The sequence below is a fragment of the Heliobacterium chlorum genome, assembly GCF_014502795.1.
Lineage (GTDB): Bacteria > Bacillota > Desulfitobacteriia > Heliobacteriales > Heliobacteriaceae > Heliobacterium > Heliobacterium chlorum.
Genome location: NZ_JACVHF010000003.1, coordinates 1 through 17,840 on the forward strand (window position 1 = coordinate 1; position 17,840 = coordinate 17,840).

Annotated in this window: 14 protein-coding genes, 4 tRNA genes and 1 pseudogene; 6 read left to right on the forward strand and 13 right to left on the reverse strand. The window is 47.0% G+C overall.

The annotated features are described in order from the left end of the window. Positions 1-238 precede the first annotated feature (238 nt). Positions 239-802, forward strand: coding sequence for a transposase (locus tag H1S01_RS04660; RefSeq protein WP_188038954.1), 564 nt, complete (start codon positions 239-241; stop codon positions 800-802). Here H1S01_RS04660 and H1S01_RS04665 read toward each other — a convergent pair. From H1S01_RS04665 to miaB, 11 genes and pseudogenes are all read right to left on the reverse strand, one after another. After that, entirely contained in the window at positions 786-2,696 is a 1,911-nt protein-coding gene (locus tag H1S01_RS04665; protein WP_188038955.1) for a recombinase family protein, read from the reverse strand. The genes H1S01_RS04660 and H1S01_RS04665 overlap by 17 nt on opposite strands. A gap of 66 nt (positions 2,697-2,762) precedes the next feature. Further along, on the reverse strand, positions 2,763-3,137 hold the full coding sequence (locus tag H1S01_RS04670; RefSeq protein WP_188038956.1) for a hypothetical protein: 375 nt from the start codon (positions 3,135-3,137) through the stop codon (positions 2,763-2,765). Positions 3,138-3,157: 20 nt separating this feature from the next. After that, a pseudogene (locus H1S01_RS04675) lies at positions 3,158-3,616 on the reverse strand (AAA family ATPase); the annotation flags it as partial. Positions 3,617-3,853: 237 nt separating this feature from the next. Further along, entirely contained in the window at positions 3,854-4,675 is an 822-nt protein-coding gene (locus H1S01_RS04680) for a hypothetical protein (RefSeq protein WP_188038957.1), read from the reverse strand. A 34-nt stretch (positions 4,676-4,709) separates the two neighbouring features. Continuing rightward, positions 4,710-5,981 carry an NHL repeat-containing protein gene (locus tag H1S01_RS04685; RefSeq protein ID WP_188038958.1) on the reverse strand — a complete coding sequence of 424 codons (1,272 nt, stop codon included), beginning with the start codon at positions 5,979-5,981 and terminating at the stop codon, positions 4,710-4,712. A gap of 139 nt (positions 5,982-6,120) precedes the next feature. After that, on the reverse strand, positions 6,121-6,357 hold the full coding sequence (gene hfq / locus H1S01_RS04690; RefSeq protein ID WP_012283609.1) for an RNA chaperone Hfq: 237 nt from the start codon (positions 6,355-6,357) through the stop codon (positions 6,121-6,123). Beyond that, positions 6,354-7,388: a tRNA (adenosine(37)-N6)-dimethylallyltransferase MiaA gene (gene miaA, locus H1S01_RS04695; protein WP_341479035.1), complete on the reverse strand. Its 1,035-nt coding sequence runs from the start codon at positions 7,386-7,388 to the stop codon at positions 6,354-6,356. The genes hfq and miaA overlap by 4 nt, the downstream gene beginning before the upstream one ends. Then, a complete protein-coding gene (locus tag H1S01_RS04700; RefSeq protein WP_341479042.1) occupies positions 7,381-8,169 on the reverse strand; it encodes a class I SAM-dependent methyltransferase in 789 nt (262 codons plus the stop codon). The genes miaA and H1S01_RS04700 overlap by 8 nt, the downstream gene beginning before the upstream one ends. 20 nt (positions 8,170-8,189) lie before the next feature. Further along, on the reverse strand, positions 8,190-10,277 hold the full coding sequence (gene mutL / locus H1S01_RS04705; protein WP_188038960.1) for a DNA mismatch repair endonuclease MutL: 2,088 nt from the start codon (positions 10,275-10,277) through the stop codon (positions 8,190-8,192). After that, on the reverse strand, positions 10,268-13,024 hold the full coding sequence (mutS, locus tag H1S01_RS04710; protein WP_188039180.1) for a DNA mismatch repair protein MutS: 2,757 nt from the start codon (positions 13,022-13,024) through the stop codon (positions 10,268-10,270). Before mutS ends, mutL begins: the two co-directional genes overlap by 10 nt. Before the next feature lie 73 nt (positions 13,025-13,097). Next, positions 13,098-14,420, reverse strand: coding sequence for a tRNA (N6-isopentenyl adenosine(37)-C2)-methylthiotransferase MiaB (gene miaB, locus H1S01_RS04715; protein ID WP_341479036.1), 1,323 nt, complete (start codon positions 14,418-14,420; stop codon positions 13,098-13,100). Between the two features lie 273 nt (positions 14,421-14,693). On the opposite strand from miaB, the gene H1S01_RS04720 reads away from it, so the two are divergent. The 4 genes from H1S01_RS04720 (at position 14,694) to H1S01_RS04735 (ending at position 15,021) form a co-directional block, all read left to right on the forward strand. Continuing rightward, positions 14,694-14,769 (forward strand) — tRNA-Glu (locus tag H1S01_RS04720). Between the two features lie 4 nt (positions 14,770-14,773). Beyond that, positions 14,774-14,849, forward strand: a tRNA-Phe gene (locus H1S01_RS04725). Positions 14,850-14,855: 6 nt separating this feature from the next. Then, positions 14,856-14,940: transfer RNA gene (locus H1S01_RS04730), tRNA-Tyr, on the forward strand. A gap of 6 nt (positions 14,941-14,946) precedes the next feature. After that, positions 14,947-15,021: transfer RNA gene (locus H1S01_RS04735), tRNA-Gln, on the forward strand. 177 nt (positions 15,022-15,198) lie between these two features. On the opposite strand, the gene H1S01_RS04740 is transcribed toward H1S01_RS04735, so the two are convergent. Together H1S01_RS04740 and H1S01_RS04745 are read right to left on the reverse strand one after the other, a co-directional pair. Continuing rightward, positions 15,199-15,921, reverse strand: a complete 723-nt coding sequence (locus tag H1S01_RS04740) for a cytochrome c biogenesis CcdA family protein (RefSeq protein ID WP_188038961.1) — start codon at positions 15,919-15,921, stop codon at positions 15,199-15,201. A gap of 78 nt (positions 15,922-15,999) precedes the next feature. Beyond that, complete coding sequence (locus tag H1S01_RS04745) at positions 16,000-16,680, reverse strand: hypothetical protein (protein ID WP_188038962.1); 681 nt, start codon at positions 16,678-16,680, stop codon at positions 16,000-16,002. 229 nt (positions 16,681-16,909) lie between these two features. On the opposite strand from H1S01_RS04745, the gene H1S01_RS04750 reads away from it, so the two are divergent. Next, positions 16,910-17,812, forward strand: a complete 903-nt coding sequence (locus H1S01_RS04750) for a S8 family peptidase (protein ID WP_188038963.1) — start codon at positions 16,910-16,912, stop codon at positions 17,810-17,812. Positions 17,813-17,840: the final 28 nt, after the last annotated feature.

The window sequence follows — 17,840 nt, forward strand, 5'->3', positions numbered from 1 at the left end:
CGTATCCCACTTCTCGGCGTCCAGAGTGCGGATAGCCTCAAACATGGAATTAACGATTTCACGGGTTTCGCCTTGAGTACCACGTTCCCAGCTCCTTGCTTGAACACATGTATTTGATACTTCAAAAGTGATCCACTTTTAGGGGGAGTGATTACGAAAAAAGTGAGCCACCGAATTTCCAATTTTCCTGAATTCTAGGGAGTGACGAGCAACCTAGAAAGGCAGGTGACGAGAGGAAATGATTACGATGGCTCAATACTATGATATCCAAAGGATGCACTTTAGGGAATGCAAATCCAAACGCACGATTGCCAAAGAGCTGAAGATATCCCGCCGTACGGTGAAGAAGTATCTGACAGAGGGAAAAAAACCCTTACGACCTCCAACATGGAGAAGCATAAAACTAAGGCCGGCCCCAGTGATCGAAGAAGTTCGACCCTTGATTGAGAAGTGGATTCGGGAGGAAGAGAGTGCACCGGTAAAACAACGTCATACCAGAAAGCGTATCTTCGAGCGTTTGGTGACGGAACACTGTTTCACCGGAGCCGAATCGACCGTCCGAAAAGAAGTCGGGCGGATTCGAAACAAGATAAAAGAAGACTACCTCCCTTTGGAGTTTCAACTGGGAGACAATATTCAATGTGATTGGGGGCAAGCCCAGATCACCCTGAACGGAACCCAAAAACGGTTCACCTTTTGTCATGAGCATACACAAAATTATTTACAGACCCGAATATACACCACCAAAGCCGGTTACCCGCCCTTGGCGAAACGTTCAAACTACTTTAGGATTTCAATTTAAGAACTGCTTTAACATAATCAGGGGAGTAACCGTATTCATTATATATTCTTTTCAACGAGAAGCCTTTATTCAGATACAAATCTTCTATTATTGGAAAATCTTTTTTCCTTTTTAGCTCCCAAACCTCTGTCTTACTCCTTATGTGAATACTATTTTTAATAAGGATATCCCGTATTTTTACTTTGCTAAGTCCTGTTCTTTCGCAAATTTGTTGCATTGTAAAGAATTCTATTTCGTACATATTTATAATATCTTCCACATTATTAGCGATAGTCGGTTTAACATATAAATCTACAAACACCTTTTTAATATTCAATTCATAACCAATGAGATTATTCAAATCGACTTCAATGGACTTTTCTTGTAGGGTAATACTTTTAACAATTTTTTCAATAGCTGTTCTCTTAAGATTGATATCCGTATCATTCTGGTCTAAGTGTACTCTGATATCCTCTAGAACAATTACAATTTGTTGATTAATTAGTTTATATCTATCTCTTTTAACTCGAAAATCATTTAAGCTAATTTTTAATGCTTGTATGACGCTTTCTGAGTTATTTAAGCGATTATCAAGCTCAGTTAGTGTCATGATTTGTGATGAGACATAAGCATCTAAAAGTTCATCTACTTTTTTCTGCTTTTCTTGTATCTGGATGACAAAGTCATCTATTTTCTTATCTAGGTCAATCAAGTTAGGAATGTCAATTTGTTTTGTGTATTCTTCCGGATAATTTAAGATATTCTGGACTAATTCCCAAATCAACTTATCTATTTCGTCAACTCGCCAACTTCGTCCTTTGCATTTTTTATGAATATAACCCGACCCAACTACGTAATTCTTTTTTCCAGAGTTACAGCAAGTGTAATAACCTATCAATGTTCTTTGTTCACTTTTCGTGTTCTTACTGTACCTCTTTATAATGGCGGCACCACCACAACGTCCACACTTTACTAAACCACGCAACAAAGAGTACATTTTTTCCGTTGAATTAGGTTTACTTTTTTTGCTTAACTTTCTCTGTACCTCTTGCCATACCTGCTCATCTATATATTTAGGTATTGAAACAGATAGCCATTCATTTTCCGGATTTTCGACAATTTTTTTGATACCTTGTGATTGAATTGTACTAGTTTTGAAAAAGTTAAATTTCCCAGTATAAATCTCACTTTTTAGTATTCTTTGAATACTGCTGTGATACCATACGTTACCATACGGAGCTGGAATGCCACTTTTCGCCAGATACCTTCCAATCTTCGATACACTCATATCATTTAAGACACAGTTAACCATTAATAAATATATTTTCTTTTCTTCTTTATTTTCTATTAAGATATCTTTCTCCTTATCAAAAGTATATCCAAATACTTTTCTAATTCCAGGTACTTTTCCCGCTTTAACCATTTGCCTTTTTCCACGTTTTGAGTCTTCTAATATTTTCGATTTGTTGTACTGAGCAATTGAGCCCTGTACAGTCATTAATAGCATTGATTCGGGGTTATCGGGGTCAAAGTCAATTTCAACAAAGTGAACTTGTCCACCGAGAACCCAAACGCGGTGAAAAATCTGCGATTGAAGGTATGAGTCTCTACTTAAACGATTGGGATGAAGTGTAACAAGATGCCGACCTATACCTTTCTCCATAAGGTCGAGAAGCCAATTTAAAGCTGGTCTATTAGGATCATCTCCCGACTTCCCCGATTCAGCGACAACTAATATCTCATCTTCTGAAACACCAAATTTTCTCTTGCAGAAATCAGTCATATTGTCTATCTGAGAACTTAACGAGTATCTTTCAGCCTGTTCGTCGGTAGATACTCGAGCATAGCAAATTACAGTTATCTTCAGTAAATCCTTTTCTTCGACTTTATTTTTATCATATTGATCAATAATCATTTTTTATTAATTATCCTTTTCTAATAGTATAACAAAAAGCGTTTAAGAAAGCTTGTTCTTGAGTTTTTATTCACTTTTGCTCTTGTGAGTTATTTCGAAACCTTTTTCCACTAGTATCTTTTTAATATATTGTTTAGAAAATCCGTACTTTCGATGTAACTCCCCTATAGTTGTATTTTCGTTTAAGGAGTGACGGAATTCTTCAAAGTTTTTATCCCTTTTTACTTTCCACGTTTCTGACTTATTTCTTAGTGGTACTTTATTAGACTTGAGTATATTACGAACATGCCACCACTTGATACCAGTTATCCCTTCAATCTCAGTAAAAGACATCAATTTATCTAAATACAAGGAAATTATTTGTTCTGATTTGTCTCGGTATTTGTTAGCTTTGTAATTCCAGTTGACCCAGCGATCATATCGGGGCAAATCTTTAATCACTAACGCACAGAAACCTAAACCATCGCCTTGATTAAACTGTCCACAGCCTCTTTACCGAAGTCTTTTTCCCCGCCTCGAGCCAGCGAATAAGCCTCATCGATAAAAAGCACTCCGCCTAAAGCTTTTTTGACTTGCTCCCGGGCTTTGATCGCCGTATGTCCAATATACTCCCCCACGAGGTCAGCTCGCTCCACTTCGACGAGGTGCCCCTTGGGAAGAATATTTAATTCCTTAAACAGTTTTCCGACGATACGAGCTACTGTTGTTTTTCCAGTTCCCGGATTACCTTTGTAAATCATGTGGAGAGCCATGGGATCGTTGACAAGGGTTTCTTTCTCTCTCAGGTTACGAACGTCTACATAAGCGCGTATTTCATAAATCAGATCTTTGACTCGTTGCAGTCCGATCATATCGTTTAATTCTTCTAGAATGGCGTCCAGTCGATTGTTCTGGCGAGACTTTTCTTTCACCTTACCGATGGCGCCGTTTTTATCGATGATCAGATCATCTTGTCTATTGGAAGAGCCTCCTCGAATTAATGGATTCGGGATGGCCGACGTCAGCCAAGAGGGTTTCGGAATATGTAACGGGTTTGACTCAGGGTTTATGTTCACGCGGATCTTCAAAGAATTCACCTCCCGGACTTCCCGATATAATTATTACGCAAGCGCGGGAAATAGAATAAGGAAAAAGCCAAGCAAATGACTGCTTGGCTTCTACAAGGTATGTGTCGATTCCCGGTTGAGGGGAAATAAACCCTGACCAGTCTGGGGCAACTGAGTCGGTGGCGCCGAGTAAAGGGTATGCACCTGGGAACCGTTGTGAAATAAGACATAGCGGGCTTTTAATTTCTTTTCCGTCAAAGCCGCCACCAGTCGGTTCACTTCGCTGATCTCTTCTTCCAGAGGCATCCGCCGGTCTTCTTCGGTCCGAAACCAAACAGCTACAGAATGTCCCCCTTCAAGAGCAACCCAGGAAGTTAACTGAAAGGGTTCTTGCGGATCAAAATGGAGACTGTGAGAGCGCCGGACACCTAATGAAACAACTTCACCATCGCTGTTCATGACGGCCAGCGATAAACGCCCTCTTCCGAGACGGCTGTTCAGCGAGCACAATTCCGGGATGGATCCGCCCATCCAGACTTGTTCATCAAGATATTCGTCAAATTCAAAATCCCACTTGAACAAGACCTTGTGAACTAATACCTCTCGCTGTAATGAAACGAGTCGTGCTGTTGCAATCAGGAGCATCGCTCCAAAGGCCATAACGCCTGCTGCCGTCATCCTCCCCGTAAACGTCAAAGGAACTTCAGCCAATCGTGTCGCTTCCCCGACAAGAAGGTCCGACCCTAGATAAAAGATGGGGAAGCACCCGACGGCGAGGCTGGCGGCGCCGTAACGAAGCCACCAAGCATTTTGGCGAGTAAACCCTTGTTGCAACATGGAGGCTGATAGTTGGTCGCTGTAATTCCATAGCCCAGAAAAGAGGGCAAACCACGCGACCATTTCCAATTGGCTTTCCCAGGGAAATAAACTCATCCTCTACCATCTCCCAATTCGAAGAGATGCCCCTTTATTCAGGATATTTCGACATAACTTTTAAATTCCCTGGTCTGACCGCCGAAAATATTTTAATTTTTCCACTCAAATCGCCCACATAGAGCTTTCCTTCTTCACTTAAAGCGACCGATGCACATCCACCGTCAACGGTAAAGCCAAAAACGAACTCCCCGGAGCTTTTCCATATTTCAACTCGATCGCCAGCGCCTACAAAGACGTAACCTTTCGGATCGACAGCTAGGCTCTTAATGGCCGCTTTTTCACCGGCTTTGCTGGGGCCGATTTTGTTTTCGATCAAACCTTCCTTATTGATGACATATAATAGCCCGTCGACGTTAGCCATAAGCAAACGTCCCTCTGCCATTGGAACGGCAGCCGTGGGAGAAAAGTGGGTTTTCGGGAAGGTGATTTTCCCTTTAACGGTTCCCCAGGAATCCAATATGTCGCAACCTTGTTCATTCCAAGTTAAGTTTACATAATAGTTATCGGCGCTGATCGTCAAAGGAAGTTTTGTGCGGGCTGGCGGCAGAGGCCGTTCTTCATCAGGCTGTTGGGCACTGCTCCACCAGATGGCCGATTCAACGCCTTTGGTAAAAGTGACGGCTCTCCCGTCAGAGGCTCGCACCAGTCCATCCCAGCTCCGTTGTACTCGCTGTTTCCCAGACACCCCCCACGGTTCCGGTTGTTTTGTCCAAAGAACTTTCCCCTCTTTATCCAACGCCGAAAGCGTGCCATCTTCGGGGATGTTGACCAAAAACTCTCCACTCTGTAACGGCAGGACACGTACTGAACGTTGTTTGTTCCCTTTCTTATCAATCTCTTGAGGAACGACCCAGGCACCTTCGAATAATACGCCCTTTTCCCAAGAGCCTGTTTCAGCAACGGGCGGGGTCGTGACGACAGTACTCTCTTGTTGATGCTCTTCCACCGGATTCGACGGAAGGGTATCCTCTATCGGTTCACTGACGACGCCAGTTGTTACTTCTCGATCAAATATATGAGAAATGGTCCCCAAGTAAGACGGAGTTTTCAATATTCCCGTATACCACGCCCCAGCCAATGCCCCGACGAGCAACAGGGACAGCGCCGTGGTGCTAAAGATGACTTGTTTGCGAGAACGATTTTTTCTTCGCTTATATTTATACGGAGGCAACGAAGGCACAATCGTTCCGTCTGCCCCTTGCTGAAAACCAGCGGCCACGATTTTTCCTCTTCTTTTACTTCGAAATTCATCCTCTTTCAGCGGGGTCTTTTCGGAAAAGGGCAGGTTAGATTGGTGTTCCATAATAACTCCACCTCTTAGGAATATTATGGAAGATGTATTCGCTGTGAAATTTACATATCCTGCCATTATACGCAAGTTTCTCTAAAAAAAATGACAAAAAAAAAGCACCTACAATCAGGTGCTTTTTCTCTCTGCGTGATTACGCTTTATTAGCGTCCATGGACAAAGATACCGGTCGAAGGGGCATAATCGTGGAAATGGCATGTTTGTATACCATCTGTTGTTTGCCTTCAACATCAAGGAACACTGTAAAGCTATCAAATCCCTTGACCATACCTTTGATTTGAAAACCGTTGACCAAAAAAATGGTAACAGGAAGATTTTCTTTGCGGACCTGATTCAGGAAAGCATCCTGAAGGTTCAGCTGTTTCGTCATTGAAGCGACCCTCCAAAATTTATGTTCTCTATGTGCCCTCCAAGAGCCTTCCTGATGCTATCGTAGATGTTTTCAAGCAAAAAATCCCGCTCCATCACATCTACTGCAAACCAGTTCAACCGGGGATCACGTCGAAACCAGGTATATTGTCGCTTGGCAAAGTGTCGTGTATCCCTTTGGATCAGATAGAGGGCGTGGGAAAGGTTATATTCACCCCGGAGATAATTGACGATTTCCTTATACCCCAAGCCTTGCATGGAAGGAAGTGCCGGATCATATCCCCGTTCCAACAACCCTTTCACCTCTTCTACTAGTCCCAATTCTATCATGATTTGGGCACGTTGGTCAATGCGACGATACAGTTCCTGGCGGTCCATCGTCAAGGCGATAGGGGCCAGTCGGTATTTGGGCTTTTGTACAGAAGCAGCGTAATGAAATTCGCTTTGCCGTTTGCCTGTTAGGTGATAGATTTCCATCGCCCGAATGATTCGTTTGCGGTCATTGAAATGTATCCGCTTTGCAGCATCAGGATCAATCTCCGCCAAGAGTCGATGAAAAGCTTCGGAACCTAACTCATCGGCCTTTGTTTCCAATCGTGCCCGCAGTTCCAGATCTTTTGCCTCTTCGCTAAATTCATAATGGTCAGTGATGGAACGGACATAAAGGCCTGTTCCGCCGACCATGATGGGCAGACGCCCTCGGGCAACAATTTGTGGAATGAGCTCAGTGACACGCCGTTGAAAGTCTGCCACGCTGAAGAGTTCATCAGGATCGATGATGTCGATCATGTGGTGAGGAATACCTCCCCGTTGATTAGGAGGTAATTTGGCCGAACCAATGTCCATACCTCGGTATACTTGCATAGAATCACCGGAAATGATTTCCCCGTTAAAGTGCTGCGCGATGGCGATACCGATATCAGATTTACCGACGGCGGTCGGACCGACGACGAGCACCAACGGAAGCAGCGTTTCCGATCGGGCTGCTTCCGAAAGATCATTTTCTGTGAGGTGGCTTAAGGGCTTATCCACGGTCCTTACCTCCTACATACCAAATTCCGTAGCCCACAGAGGCATATTTCCCCGCCAAGACTTGGTCTGGTTGTAGTCGATACCATTCGTCGCTGTTGCTGCGTTCTTTCATAACCACCCGGCGGCGAGCGACACGACAAGCTTCCTTAATCACCGTAGGTTCCAAGGGTTTTAAATCGGCGAGGCTGCGAATTCCAGCAATGCCGTCAGAGTTTTTCTGGGGGTTACGGAACATGGGATCGAAATAGACGCTGTCAAAGCTGTTGTCAGGAAACTCTCGAAGCATGTGACGATGATCTCCCTGGACTACTTCAATTCGTCCCATTGCCTCAATCACATCTGGTTCTAGTTTTTCTTTTGTCGAACGGAGACCTTCCCTTACGATCAAAGCGATCAACGAACTATGCTCTATGCCAGTTACTTTACCCGTCGTTCCGGCAGCGTAGGCGGCAACAATTGCGTCAGCTCCTAGGCCAATCGTACAATCCAAGATGCAATCGCCTGAGCGAATATCTAGCGCTTCCACAAGCGGAACTGCTTGCCCTCTTTTTAAGGCACGAACTCGATGCACCGCCATATTTGGGTGAAAGAAAAATTCTTCATTGCCCATTCTAAGGACAATGCGATTTTTTTTGACAATCAGAAATTGGTCTCGATCGTACTCACGGCGTAAGGTATCTAAAGATTTTTGTTCTCGCGGTGCGAAAGGGGCTTCCAGATGGGCAGCGATTGCTTTTGCTCGTTCTATCAGTTCGCTACTCGCTTCTAGCGCAGTCGTCACGATTACCAAAATGTCAACTCCTAGGAGCGGTGAAATCTGTGTTCCAGCTCGCTGCGGTCAATACGTAGCAAGTAAGGACGGCCATGGGGGCATGTGTCCATGCCTTCCAACCGGGCCACTTGTTGCAGTAGAGCAGCCATCTCAGCATGGCTCATCGTTTGTCCCGCTTTGACTGCCCCCCGGCAAGCCAGGCTGCTTAAGGCCTCTCTACAGAGATCTTCTTTTCTCAGCTTGGCTCCCCCTTGGATGCGATCGATGATATCGCGAAGCAACCCTTCTTCCTCACCAGGTGGAAGACCGAGGGGGACGGCTCGGATGAGTAACGTATTGCCACCGAAATGCTCCAGGATAATGCCTGCATCGCGCAGGTCTGAAATCCGTTCGATCACGGCTTCAAACTCTGCCGGCGTCAACGTGACTGTTACGGGAAGCAACAGTTGTTGGCTCGACTGTTCGACATCAATGGCCTGTTCAAATTTTTCTTTCAAGTCATAGTAGAGAACCCGCTCGTGAGCGGCATGTTGATCGATCAGGTATAAAGCACCTTGTCCTTCGGCAAGGATATACGATCGCTGAAATTGCCCAATAGGGATCCACTCAGCGACCATAGCAGCCTTCAGTGGCTCATCATAGAGCGGACTTTTCGGTAAGTCCTCCGAGCAGGGCAGACTTTCCGCCACTATCGTATTTCCGGGATGCTTCTCCGGGGACTCTGTTTCGACGCAGTACTGGAGACTTGGGTAACTTGTTTTGTCGAAAAGTCCCGTACTGATTTCTTTTGAGTCTGTCTTCGTAATATTATTTATTGTATTTGTGGCAGCTTCTAATCCATCACGGTCAGTACTCTTTTCAAGGGAGTCTCCGGTGTTTTTTTGAACTCTTTCTCCAGTGGTTACGTCGCTTCTCCCCCTGTTGGGTTCCTGGTCTACACCTGAAGTTTCCCGCTTTGCGCTAGGTTCGATGGAATTTATCCACAGAGGTGTCATCTTGGCGACGTTGTTTAAAGACGGTCGGTCTTTGATCGTTTTATCCGGCGTTAAAGAGGATTGACTGTTATGCGAAGATGATATGGCTGGCTGGGAGGAACCTTCCCGGGTCCACAGCGGTCGGGACAAAGCCCGGCTTCGTAGGGTCTCCTTTAAAACCGATTGAATAAACTCACAAATGTCCCGTTCTTGATCGATTTTTATCTCCTGTTTCGTAGGATGGGCGTTTACATCGACCTTATGGGGAGGGAGGATCAGGTTGAGCACGAAAAAAGGAAAACGGTGTACCGGCAGCAAGCCTTGATAGACTTCTTCTACGGCCAGGGAGAGACTTCGGCTGCGTACCCAGCGCTGGTTAATAAACCAGGTCTGATGGTTGCGGTTAGCTCGGTTCAGGGATGGCTCTCCGATGAAGCCGCTCAATTCCCATCCCTCCGAGGATTTGTGGGAAAGTGCCAACAGGTGGGGAATGACTTCTCTCCCGTATACGGCCGACAAAGTTTCTAAAGTTTTATTATTCCCTGGTGAGCGAAAGGTAACCTGCCGCCCCTGTGTCAACGATACGGCTACGTGAGGATGGGCCAAGGAAAGGCGCCAGATGACCTCGGCACAGGCAGACCCTTCTGCCGTAGACGATCGAAGAAACTTTCGCCGAGCCGGTGTATTGTAAAAGAGGTCTTCCACTTGAATCGTCGTTCCCGGCGGTGCACCCACCGTTTCTACAGGCTGTCTTTCACCGCCTTCTACGCGCAATCGCGTACCTTGGCTGTCGCAGTGGCGGCGAGTGGTGATTTCCATCCGTGATACCGAGGCAATCGAAGGAAGAGCTTCGCCACGAAAACCGAGGGTTTCAATCGCCATCAAATCTTCAGCACTACCGATCTTGCTGGTGGCATGACGTTCGATACATATTGATGCATCTTCTGACGACATGCCGCATCCGTTATCGACGATCCGGATGAGTTGACGTCCGCCGTCCGTCAAATGCAGATCAATACGGGTAGCGCCGGCGTCAAGAGCATTTTCCATCAGTTCTTTTACGATGGACGCTGGCCGCTCCACCACTTCCCCGGCAGCGATTTGGTTGACCGTATGGGTATCTAGGAGTCGAATTACACCCAACGTTCATTCCTCCCCCGCCGCAGCCTCTTTTGTTGCTTAGCGAGCCAGTTCATCGCATCGAGCGGTGTCATGCGGTTGATATCGAGCTTGGCAAGTTCCTCTGCTAAAGCCTTGTCAACCTGAGCATTTTTTAGCGAGAGAACCCCTTCTTCAACGGTACCAGAAAACAGTTGCATTTGGCTTGTTTCTGAGTCGCTGTCATCATGGCTGGTTACAGAACCCTCGTGAGAAAAAGCTCCAGGTGAAACATTGTTCGATTCCTGCCGCACCAACGTCCTTTGAAGTGACGGTTGCTCATCCCTTTCCGATGGTATCGAAATAGCTTTTTTCCCATCTTTTTGCTCCAATCCGCTCAGGATCTCTTTGGCTCGGTTGATGACCATTGACGGCAATCCAGCCAAGCGGGCCACTTGAATGCCGTAGCTCTTGTTTACCCCGCCCAAGCGGATCTGGTGCAGGAATGCGATATCATCGCCTGATTCCCGTACAGCGATGTTGTAACAGCGTACGCCTGGAAGCGTCTCTTCTAGGTGGACTAATTCGTGATAGTGGGTCGCGAAAAGAGATTTGGCGCCTAGACGCTGGATGGCCTCTGCAACTGCCCATGCGATGGCCATTCCATCATACGTGCTGGTCCCCCGTCCAACCTCATCAAGCACGACGAGACTGCGAGAACTGGCATGGTGTAAGATGTGAGCGACTTCGGTCATTTCCACCATAAACGTGCTCTGCCCGGTTGCAAGGTCGTCCGAAGCACCTACCCGGGTAAAAATGCGATCAACCACCCCTATGGAAGCTGAGGCAGCAGGAACAAAAGCACCCACTTGAGCCAACAGGACGATCAGGGCCACTTGACGCATGTACGTACTCTTTCCGGCCATATTCGGTCCGGTGATGAGCAACAACGTTTGGTCGTCGCTAAAAGCTGTATCGTTGGGGACAAACAGGCCCGGTCCCAGATGAGCTTCGACGACAGGATGACGACCACCCTGAATAGAAATCTGACTGTTGTCGTGAATCTCTGGACAAATGTACCCCTGTTCTACAGCCACCTGGGCAAAAGAGGCCCATACATCCAACTGGGCGACCTGGTCAGCCGTCACTTGCAGTTGCGGTAATACTTCCTCGATGGAGCTGCGTAACTCTGTAAACAGCCTGTATTCCAATTGAGTCAGTTTTTCTTCTGCACCAAGAATCTTCTCTTCATAATTTTTCAGTTCGGGAGTGATATAACGCTCCCCGTTGGCCAGGGTTTGTTTGCGTATGTAATCTTCAGGTACACTGGCCATGTGAGCCCGGGTTACTTCGATATAATAGCCAAAAACCTTATTAAAGCCGACTTTCAAAGATCGAATTCCGGTCCGTTCCCGTTCCCGCTGTTCCAGGTGAGCGAGCCACTCCTTGCCGGAACCGGCTGCCTCCCGCAATTCATCGACTTCCTCGTGAAAACCGGGCCGGATGATTCCACCATCCCGTACGGATACAGGCGGTTCATCGACTATTGTTTCTCGGATACGGCTCGCAATCGCTGTAAGCGGGTCAATTTGAGCAGCTACTTCGGCTAAGATGGGAGGTCCCTGCCGAAGCTTGTCCAGAATCTCTGGAAGGGCTTGAAGAGAGGTGGCTAAGGCTAGCAAGTCCCGGCCGTTCGCTGAACCATAGGCTACTTTACCAGCCAACCGTTCCAGATCGTACACACTGCGCAAACCAGCACGTACATCCTGCCTTAGCAACCCGTCATCGATGAGTGCCGAAACGATCCGTTGGCGGTGATGAATTTCAGTCACCTGGGTTAGGGGTTGTTCAATCCACCGTTTGATCAGCCGTCCGCCCATGGCTGTGACTGTCTTATCGATAACCCCCAGGAGCGAACCTTTTCGGCTACCTTCTCGCATCGTCTGCGTCAGTTCCAGATTTCGTCTTGTCGCTGGATCCAGTCGCATAAACTGTTCCGTCGTATAGGACGTTAACCGCGAAATATGCCTTAAATTCGCTTTCTGAGTCTCCTGTACATAGCGTAGTGCGATAGCTGAAGCGACGATAGCCCCTGGCCAGTGGGCACAGCCAAAAGCATCCAAACTGGATACGGTGAAGTGCCGTTTGAGGACCGTCACCGCTTGCTCCAAAGTGAGTCCTTCCCGTGGGTATTCACTCACCAGTATGCCTTGTTTTTTCCATCCGGAAACGAGTTCAGGATAAGCATTGGCTAACGATGGATGCAGAAGCAACTCTTTTGGAGCCAGGCGCATGATTTCAGCCTGAAAAGCAGCCATCTCTCGGCCGTTCCAGCGCGCCGTTTGAAAATCACCAGTAAACACATCTAAGGCGGCAAGTCCCCACTCGTCGGCGTTTAAGGCTGCACAGACGAGAAAGTTATTGCTCTTTTCCTCGATCAAATTCATATCCATGATCGTGCCAGGTGTAATGACACGGACGACTTCCCGTCGGACAATCCCCTTCGCTGCCGCCGGATCTTCCACCTGCTCGCAAATGGCCACTTTATACCCTTTTTCCACTAACCGAGAAATATAGCCCTGAGCGGAATGAAAGGGGACACCACACATAGGTATCCGTTCCTCTAATCCGGCGTCCCGCCCAGTCAAGGTAATCTCTAGCTCCCGTGATGCCAGGATAGCGTCAGGCCCGAACATCTCATAAAAATCGCCCAACCGAAAGAAGAGAATCGCCTCTGGGTTTTGATTTTTGATTTCCTGATATTGTCGCATCATCGGTGTTACCGCTTTCAGATCTGCCACCTCCACGTGGAAAATAGAAGAGCCTCGGGTGTTCCCGAAGCCCTATCATTGTTGCCTGTCTACATCAGATTTCTTTGCCGATCAACGTCCATGTGCGGGCCTCTTCAATCTTGACATTGATCAAACGGCCAATCATCTCTTCTGAACCTGGAAAGACGACAATTTTGTTTCCTCGCGTTCGGCCTGACATCATTTCCTTGTTATTTTTGCTGGAGCCTTCCACGAGGATTTCCTGCGTCGTTCCTAGCAGCGCCCGGTTGTGTTCTAGGCTGATGACATTCTGCAACTTGAGCAACCGTTGGAAACGGCTCTTTTTCACCTCATCGGAAATCTGTTCGTCCATTTCCGCCGCCGGTGTACCTGAACGTTTGGAGTATAAGAAGGTAAAGGCGTTGTCATAACGGACCTTTTCCAGAAGATCTAACGTGTCCTCAAAGTCGTCATCGCTCTCTCCAGGGAACCCTACGATCAAATCAGTCGTGAGAGCTACATTCGGCATGGCTTCGCGAATTTTGGCGATAAGATCAATATAATACTCCCGTTTGTAACCGCGGTTCATTTCTTCTAAAATTCGATTACTTCCGGCCTGTACCGGGAGGTGAATGTGTTCGCACACTTTAGCTGCTTTGGCCATGGCCTGAATCAGTTCAAGATCAAAATCTTTAGGGTGAGATGTAGTAAAACGGATGCGCTGCAACCCTTCGACTTTATTGACTTCCAACAACAAGCCAGCAAAGTTGATCGCCGGCTCGAGGTCTTTTCCATAGGAGTTTACATTCTGGCCCAACAAGGTGACTTCCTTTACTCCTTGAGCCACCAAATTCGTCACTTCTCGGACGATGTCTTTCGGTGTACGGCTTCGCTCCCGCCCGCGAACGTAGGGAACGATACAGTAGCTGCAGAAGTTATTGCAACCATACATGATGGTCACATGAGCCTTGATACCGTCCACTTTGCGATCTGGCAGGTCTTCGACAACTTCACCTTCACTGTTCCAGACGTCCACGACCTGTCCAGAGCGGCATTGTTCAATCATCACCGGAAGTTGGTGCAGGTTGTGGGTACCGTAGACTAGATCGACATAGGGGTATTCTTTCTGAATCCGTTCGCTCATACCGGGCTGTTGAACCATACAACCGCCAATACCGATGATCACATCAGGGTCGGCAAGCTTGTATTTGCGAAGTTCGCCGAGTTTGCCTAAGATTTTTCGCTCTGCCGATTCACGGACACAGCAAGTATTGATCAAAAGGATAGTCGCTTCGTCAGGGCTGGCCGCTTCATCGTAGCCCATCTGTCTCAAAAAACCAGCGAGGGATTCAGAGTCTCGTTCGTTCATCTGGCAACCGTATGTCAAAATCAGATATTTGTTGTTCTTATCGCTCACAAGTCTACTCCTCGACAATCTTTTCAGTTAGATTATTATACCCCGTGAGTTGACTATTGAAAAGCAGCGAGAGCATTTAGATAATTATTCGTTTCTATAAGAGATCGTTCGTCTAAAGACTTATTAAAATTTGTGCAATTCAGAGAAATATTTAGTTAAACTCAGTAAAATCACTATAATCAGCGTTTTTTAATAATTTTAAACCTATATCACTAAAAATACGGTTGATTTGTGTTCACATCTGATCTACAATACATCTTGCATTTTAGATTTGGCCCGTTGGTCAAGCGGTCTAAGACACCGCCCTTTCACGGCGGTTACAGGGGTTCGAATCCCCTACGGGTCACCATAACGCCTCGGTAGCTCAGTCGGTAGAGCAGAGGACTGAAAATCCTCGTGTCGGTGGTTCGATTCCGCCCCGAGGCACCATCCATCGGAGGGATTCCCGAGTGGCCAAAGGGAGCAGACTGTAAATCTGCCGGCTCTGCCTTCGAAGGTTCGAATCCTTCTCCCTCCACCATTTCATTGGGGTGTAGCCAAGCGGTAAGGCAGCGGACTTTGACTCCGCCATTCGTTGGTTCGAATCCAGCCTCCCCAGCCATTTACGAAATGAAAAACCGCAAACTATGCTTTGCGGATTATTACTTTTTAACTTTCTTAGTTCAACCGGTTAAAGATAATTCATCGAACAAAAAAGGAGTTAACCGTTACAAAGGTAATGGTTAACTCCTTTTTTGTATTGTTGAAAACCTATACGTATTCCCCTACGAGTATTTCCTTAGAAGCTAGGCAAAAAGTCCAGATAACCGCTGATTTGGCCCATCTGATCGGTCAAAATGAGAAAACCGATCGCCACCATAACGGCACCACTCGCCATTGAGATTTTCGATGAATATTGGACGAACCGCCTCATCCACTTTTCCGCTCTAGCCAGCGAGAAAGCTGTTATCAAGAAAGGAACAGCAAGTCCGGTAGAAAAGGCACCTAATAAAGCAATGCCTTGCTTCATCGTCTCACCAGTTGCCGCGTAGATGTAGATGGCAGAAAGAACCGGACCGACACAGGGAGACCAACCAGCAACGAAAGCCATCCCCAGCAAAAAAGCGCCTATTAAGCCACCGCTCTTCGGTTTTCCGCCGAAACGAACTTCTCGATAAAGTCCGGGAATCGGCATGAGTCCCGTAAGATGAAGGCCAAAAACGATGATGATCGTCCCCGCCACGATCCGAAAAGTCTCTTGATACATAAGCAACAATTGTCCCACAACCGTTGCCGACGCGCCGAGAGCGATGAAGATCGAAGAAAAGCCGAAGACAAAAGCTAAAGCTTTTTGAAAAGTGCCAACGTCAAAAGACGAACCCCCTGATTCATCTGACGGTAATTCAGCCACGGTCGCCCCAGTTAAATAGGTGATATAGGCCGGTACGAGCGGTAAGATGCAGGGAGATAAAAAAGATGCGATGCCGGCCATAAAAGCTACACCGATTGAAACCGAATCCAAAGATACCCCTCCCCCCTATTATTGTACCAGTTTACCGCAGGAGGGAATCCATTTCAAGCGTTACTATAATCTCTTCGACTATTCAAGATAATGGCTCGTATAGTGTTCGATCAACCCGTCTTTTTCATCACGAGCCACGGCTGGCGCCAGCGTCTGGGCCAAGAGCCGCGCATCTTCAAAGCTGGCGCAGGGAATTCCCCCTAACACAAAAGGCCGGTTTACTTGAAACCGAGGCACTTCCACCCGCAACGGTTCTGCCGGCAGTCGGGTAACCACCGTCAAATAGGGAACTTTGGCAAGCTTCGCGTATTTTCGCAAGATATGCTGCAATTTGCTTTCAAATTGGTCCCCCATCGGACCTAAGAGAAGCGTTTGATCATAGAGGTCTTTTCCCGATTTTTGCCATCTCCGTCCCAATGCCTCAAAGCTTTCAAATCCAGCCTTGGTGGCGAAGTTGGCCGATTCAGTGCGAGCCGCATTTGCCAGCAGTTTAAGGTATTCCTTACGAGAACGCGCCATGTCGAGAACAACGAAAGGCTGTAAGTTCCGGGCCACCGCCCCTGAAGCTAAGCGACGGTCGTCAGCTAGTTGAAAGGTCATCTTAATGATGATCAAGGACAGATTGATATCCCGCAAAATACGGCGTTCTTCTTCATCATAGAGAAAAGGTTCTTCTGGTCCTGGTGGACGCAGATCCGACCGTTTCGAAAAACCGCTTTGAGTTGCCGTCATCGCCTGTGAAGCTCCACGCTCCCCCATATTGGAATCTCCCCAATTGTTACTGCGACGTTGAAACAATTTGACCAGCATGCCCATGATGCAAATCCACCCCCGGCGCCTATTACCATTTTATTCCATATATTCTGTGATCACGCCGGGATTCCTCTATCAATATTTATATAGTTTTGTCGAAACAGACGAAGGAACGTCAAAAGGCTCAACTTCCATATATTGGCTTTAGATGCCATTTAATCAGGAAGGTGAGCGAATGAAAACGATCCATGGGAAAACCCAAATTTTTCCTTATGTCATTCATCGTATCTATAATCGTGTCCCCGGTCAAGTCATTGACTACGGTGTACAGTTGATTAACGCCCCCGTCGTTTGGAAGGAAACTCGTGGTGAAAGTGTCAAAGTAGCTGTGTTAGATACAGGTGTCGACATTTCACATCCAGATTTAAGCCCAAACATCAAAGGCGGCTATAATTTTTTGGACCGCAACGAGAACTATGCCGATGATCACGGTCACGGAACTCACGTCACAGGGATTATTGCCGGAACAGACAATGGCGTCGGCGTTGTCGGCGTAGCACCACGAACCGACATTTACGCATTGAAGGTACTTGATGAAAACGGAGAAGGCAGCGAAGGCCATGTGATTGAAGCGATCGAATGGGCCATTGATAATCGCGTGAACGTATTAAACCTTTCTTTTGGCAGTCAGAAACCGAATGGAAAGCTACGGAGCGCTATCGAAAAAGCAAACCAAGCTGGGATTGTTTTTGTCGCCGCTGCTGGAAATGACGCAACCAAAACAGTGTCCCTCGACTCGATCGACTACCCTGCGCGCTGGTCTGATTTGGTGATCACTGTTGCCGCGGTAGACCGCAACATCAAACGGGCGCCTTTCTCTAGCCAAGGACCAGAGTTGTACCTCGCAGCTCCAGGTGTAGACATTCTAAGTACCTATCCGAGAAACCGTTACGTCCGTCTCTCCGGTACCAGTATGGCTGCACCACACATCAGCGGTGCCGTCGCCCTGATTCTAGCAGCAGCTCGAAAAAAATCCATACCAAAGGTTAAACCGAGCGACGTCCGAAAAGTTCTTGTCCAACATGCCATCCAATTGGGGGACCATAACGACTACGGCTACGGTTTTTTTCGTTTCTAACATCCAACTTTCGAATGCACCGCTAACA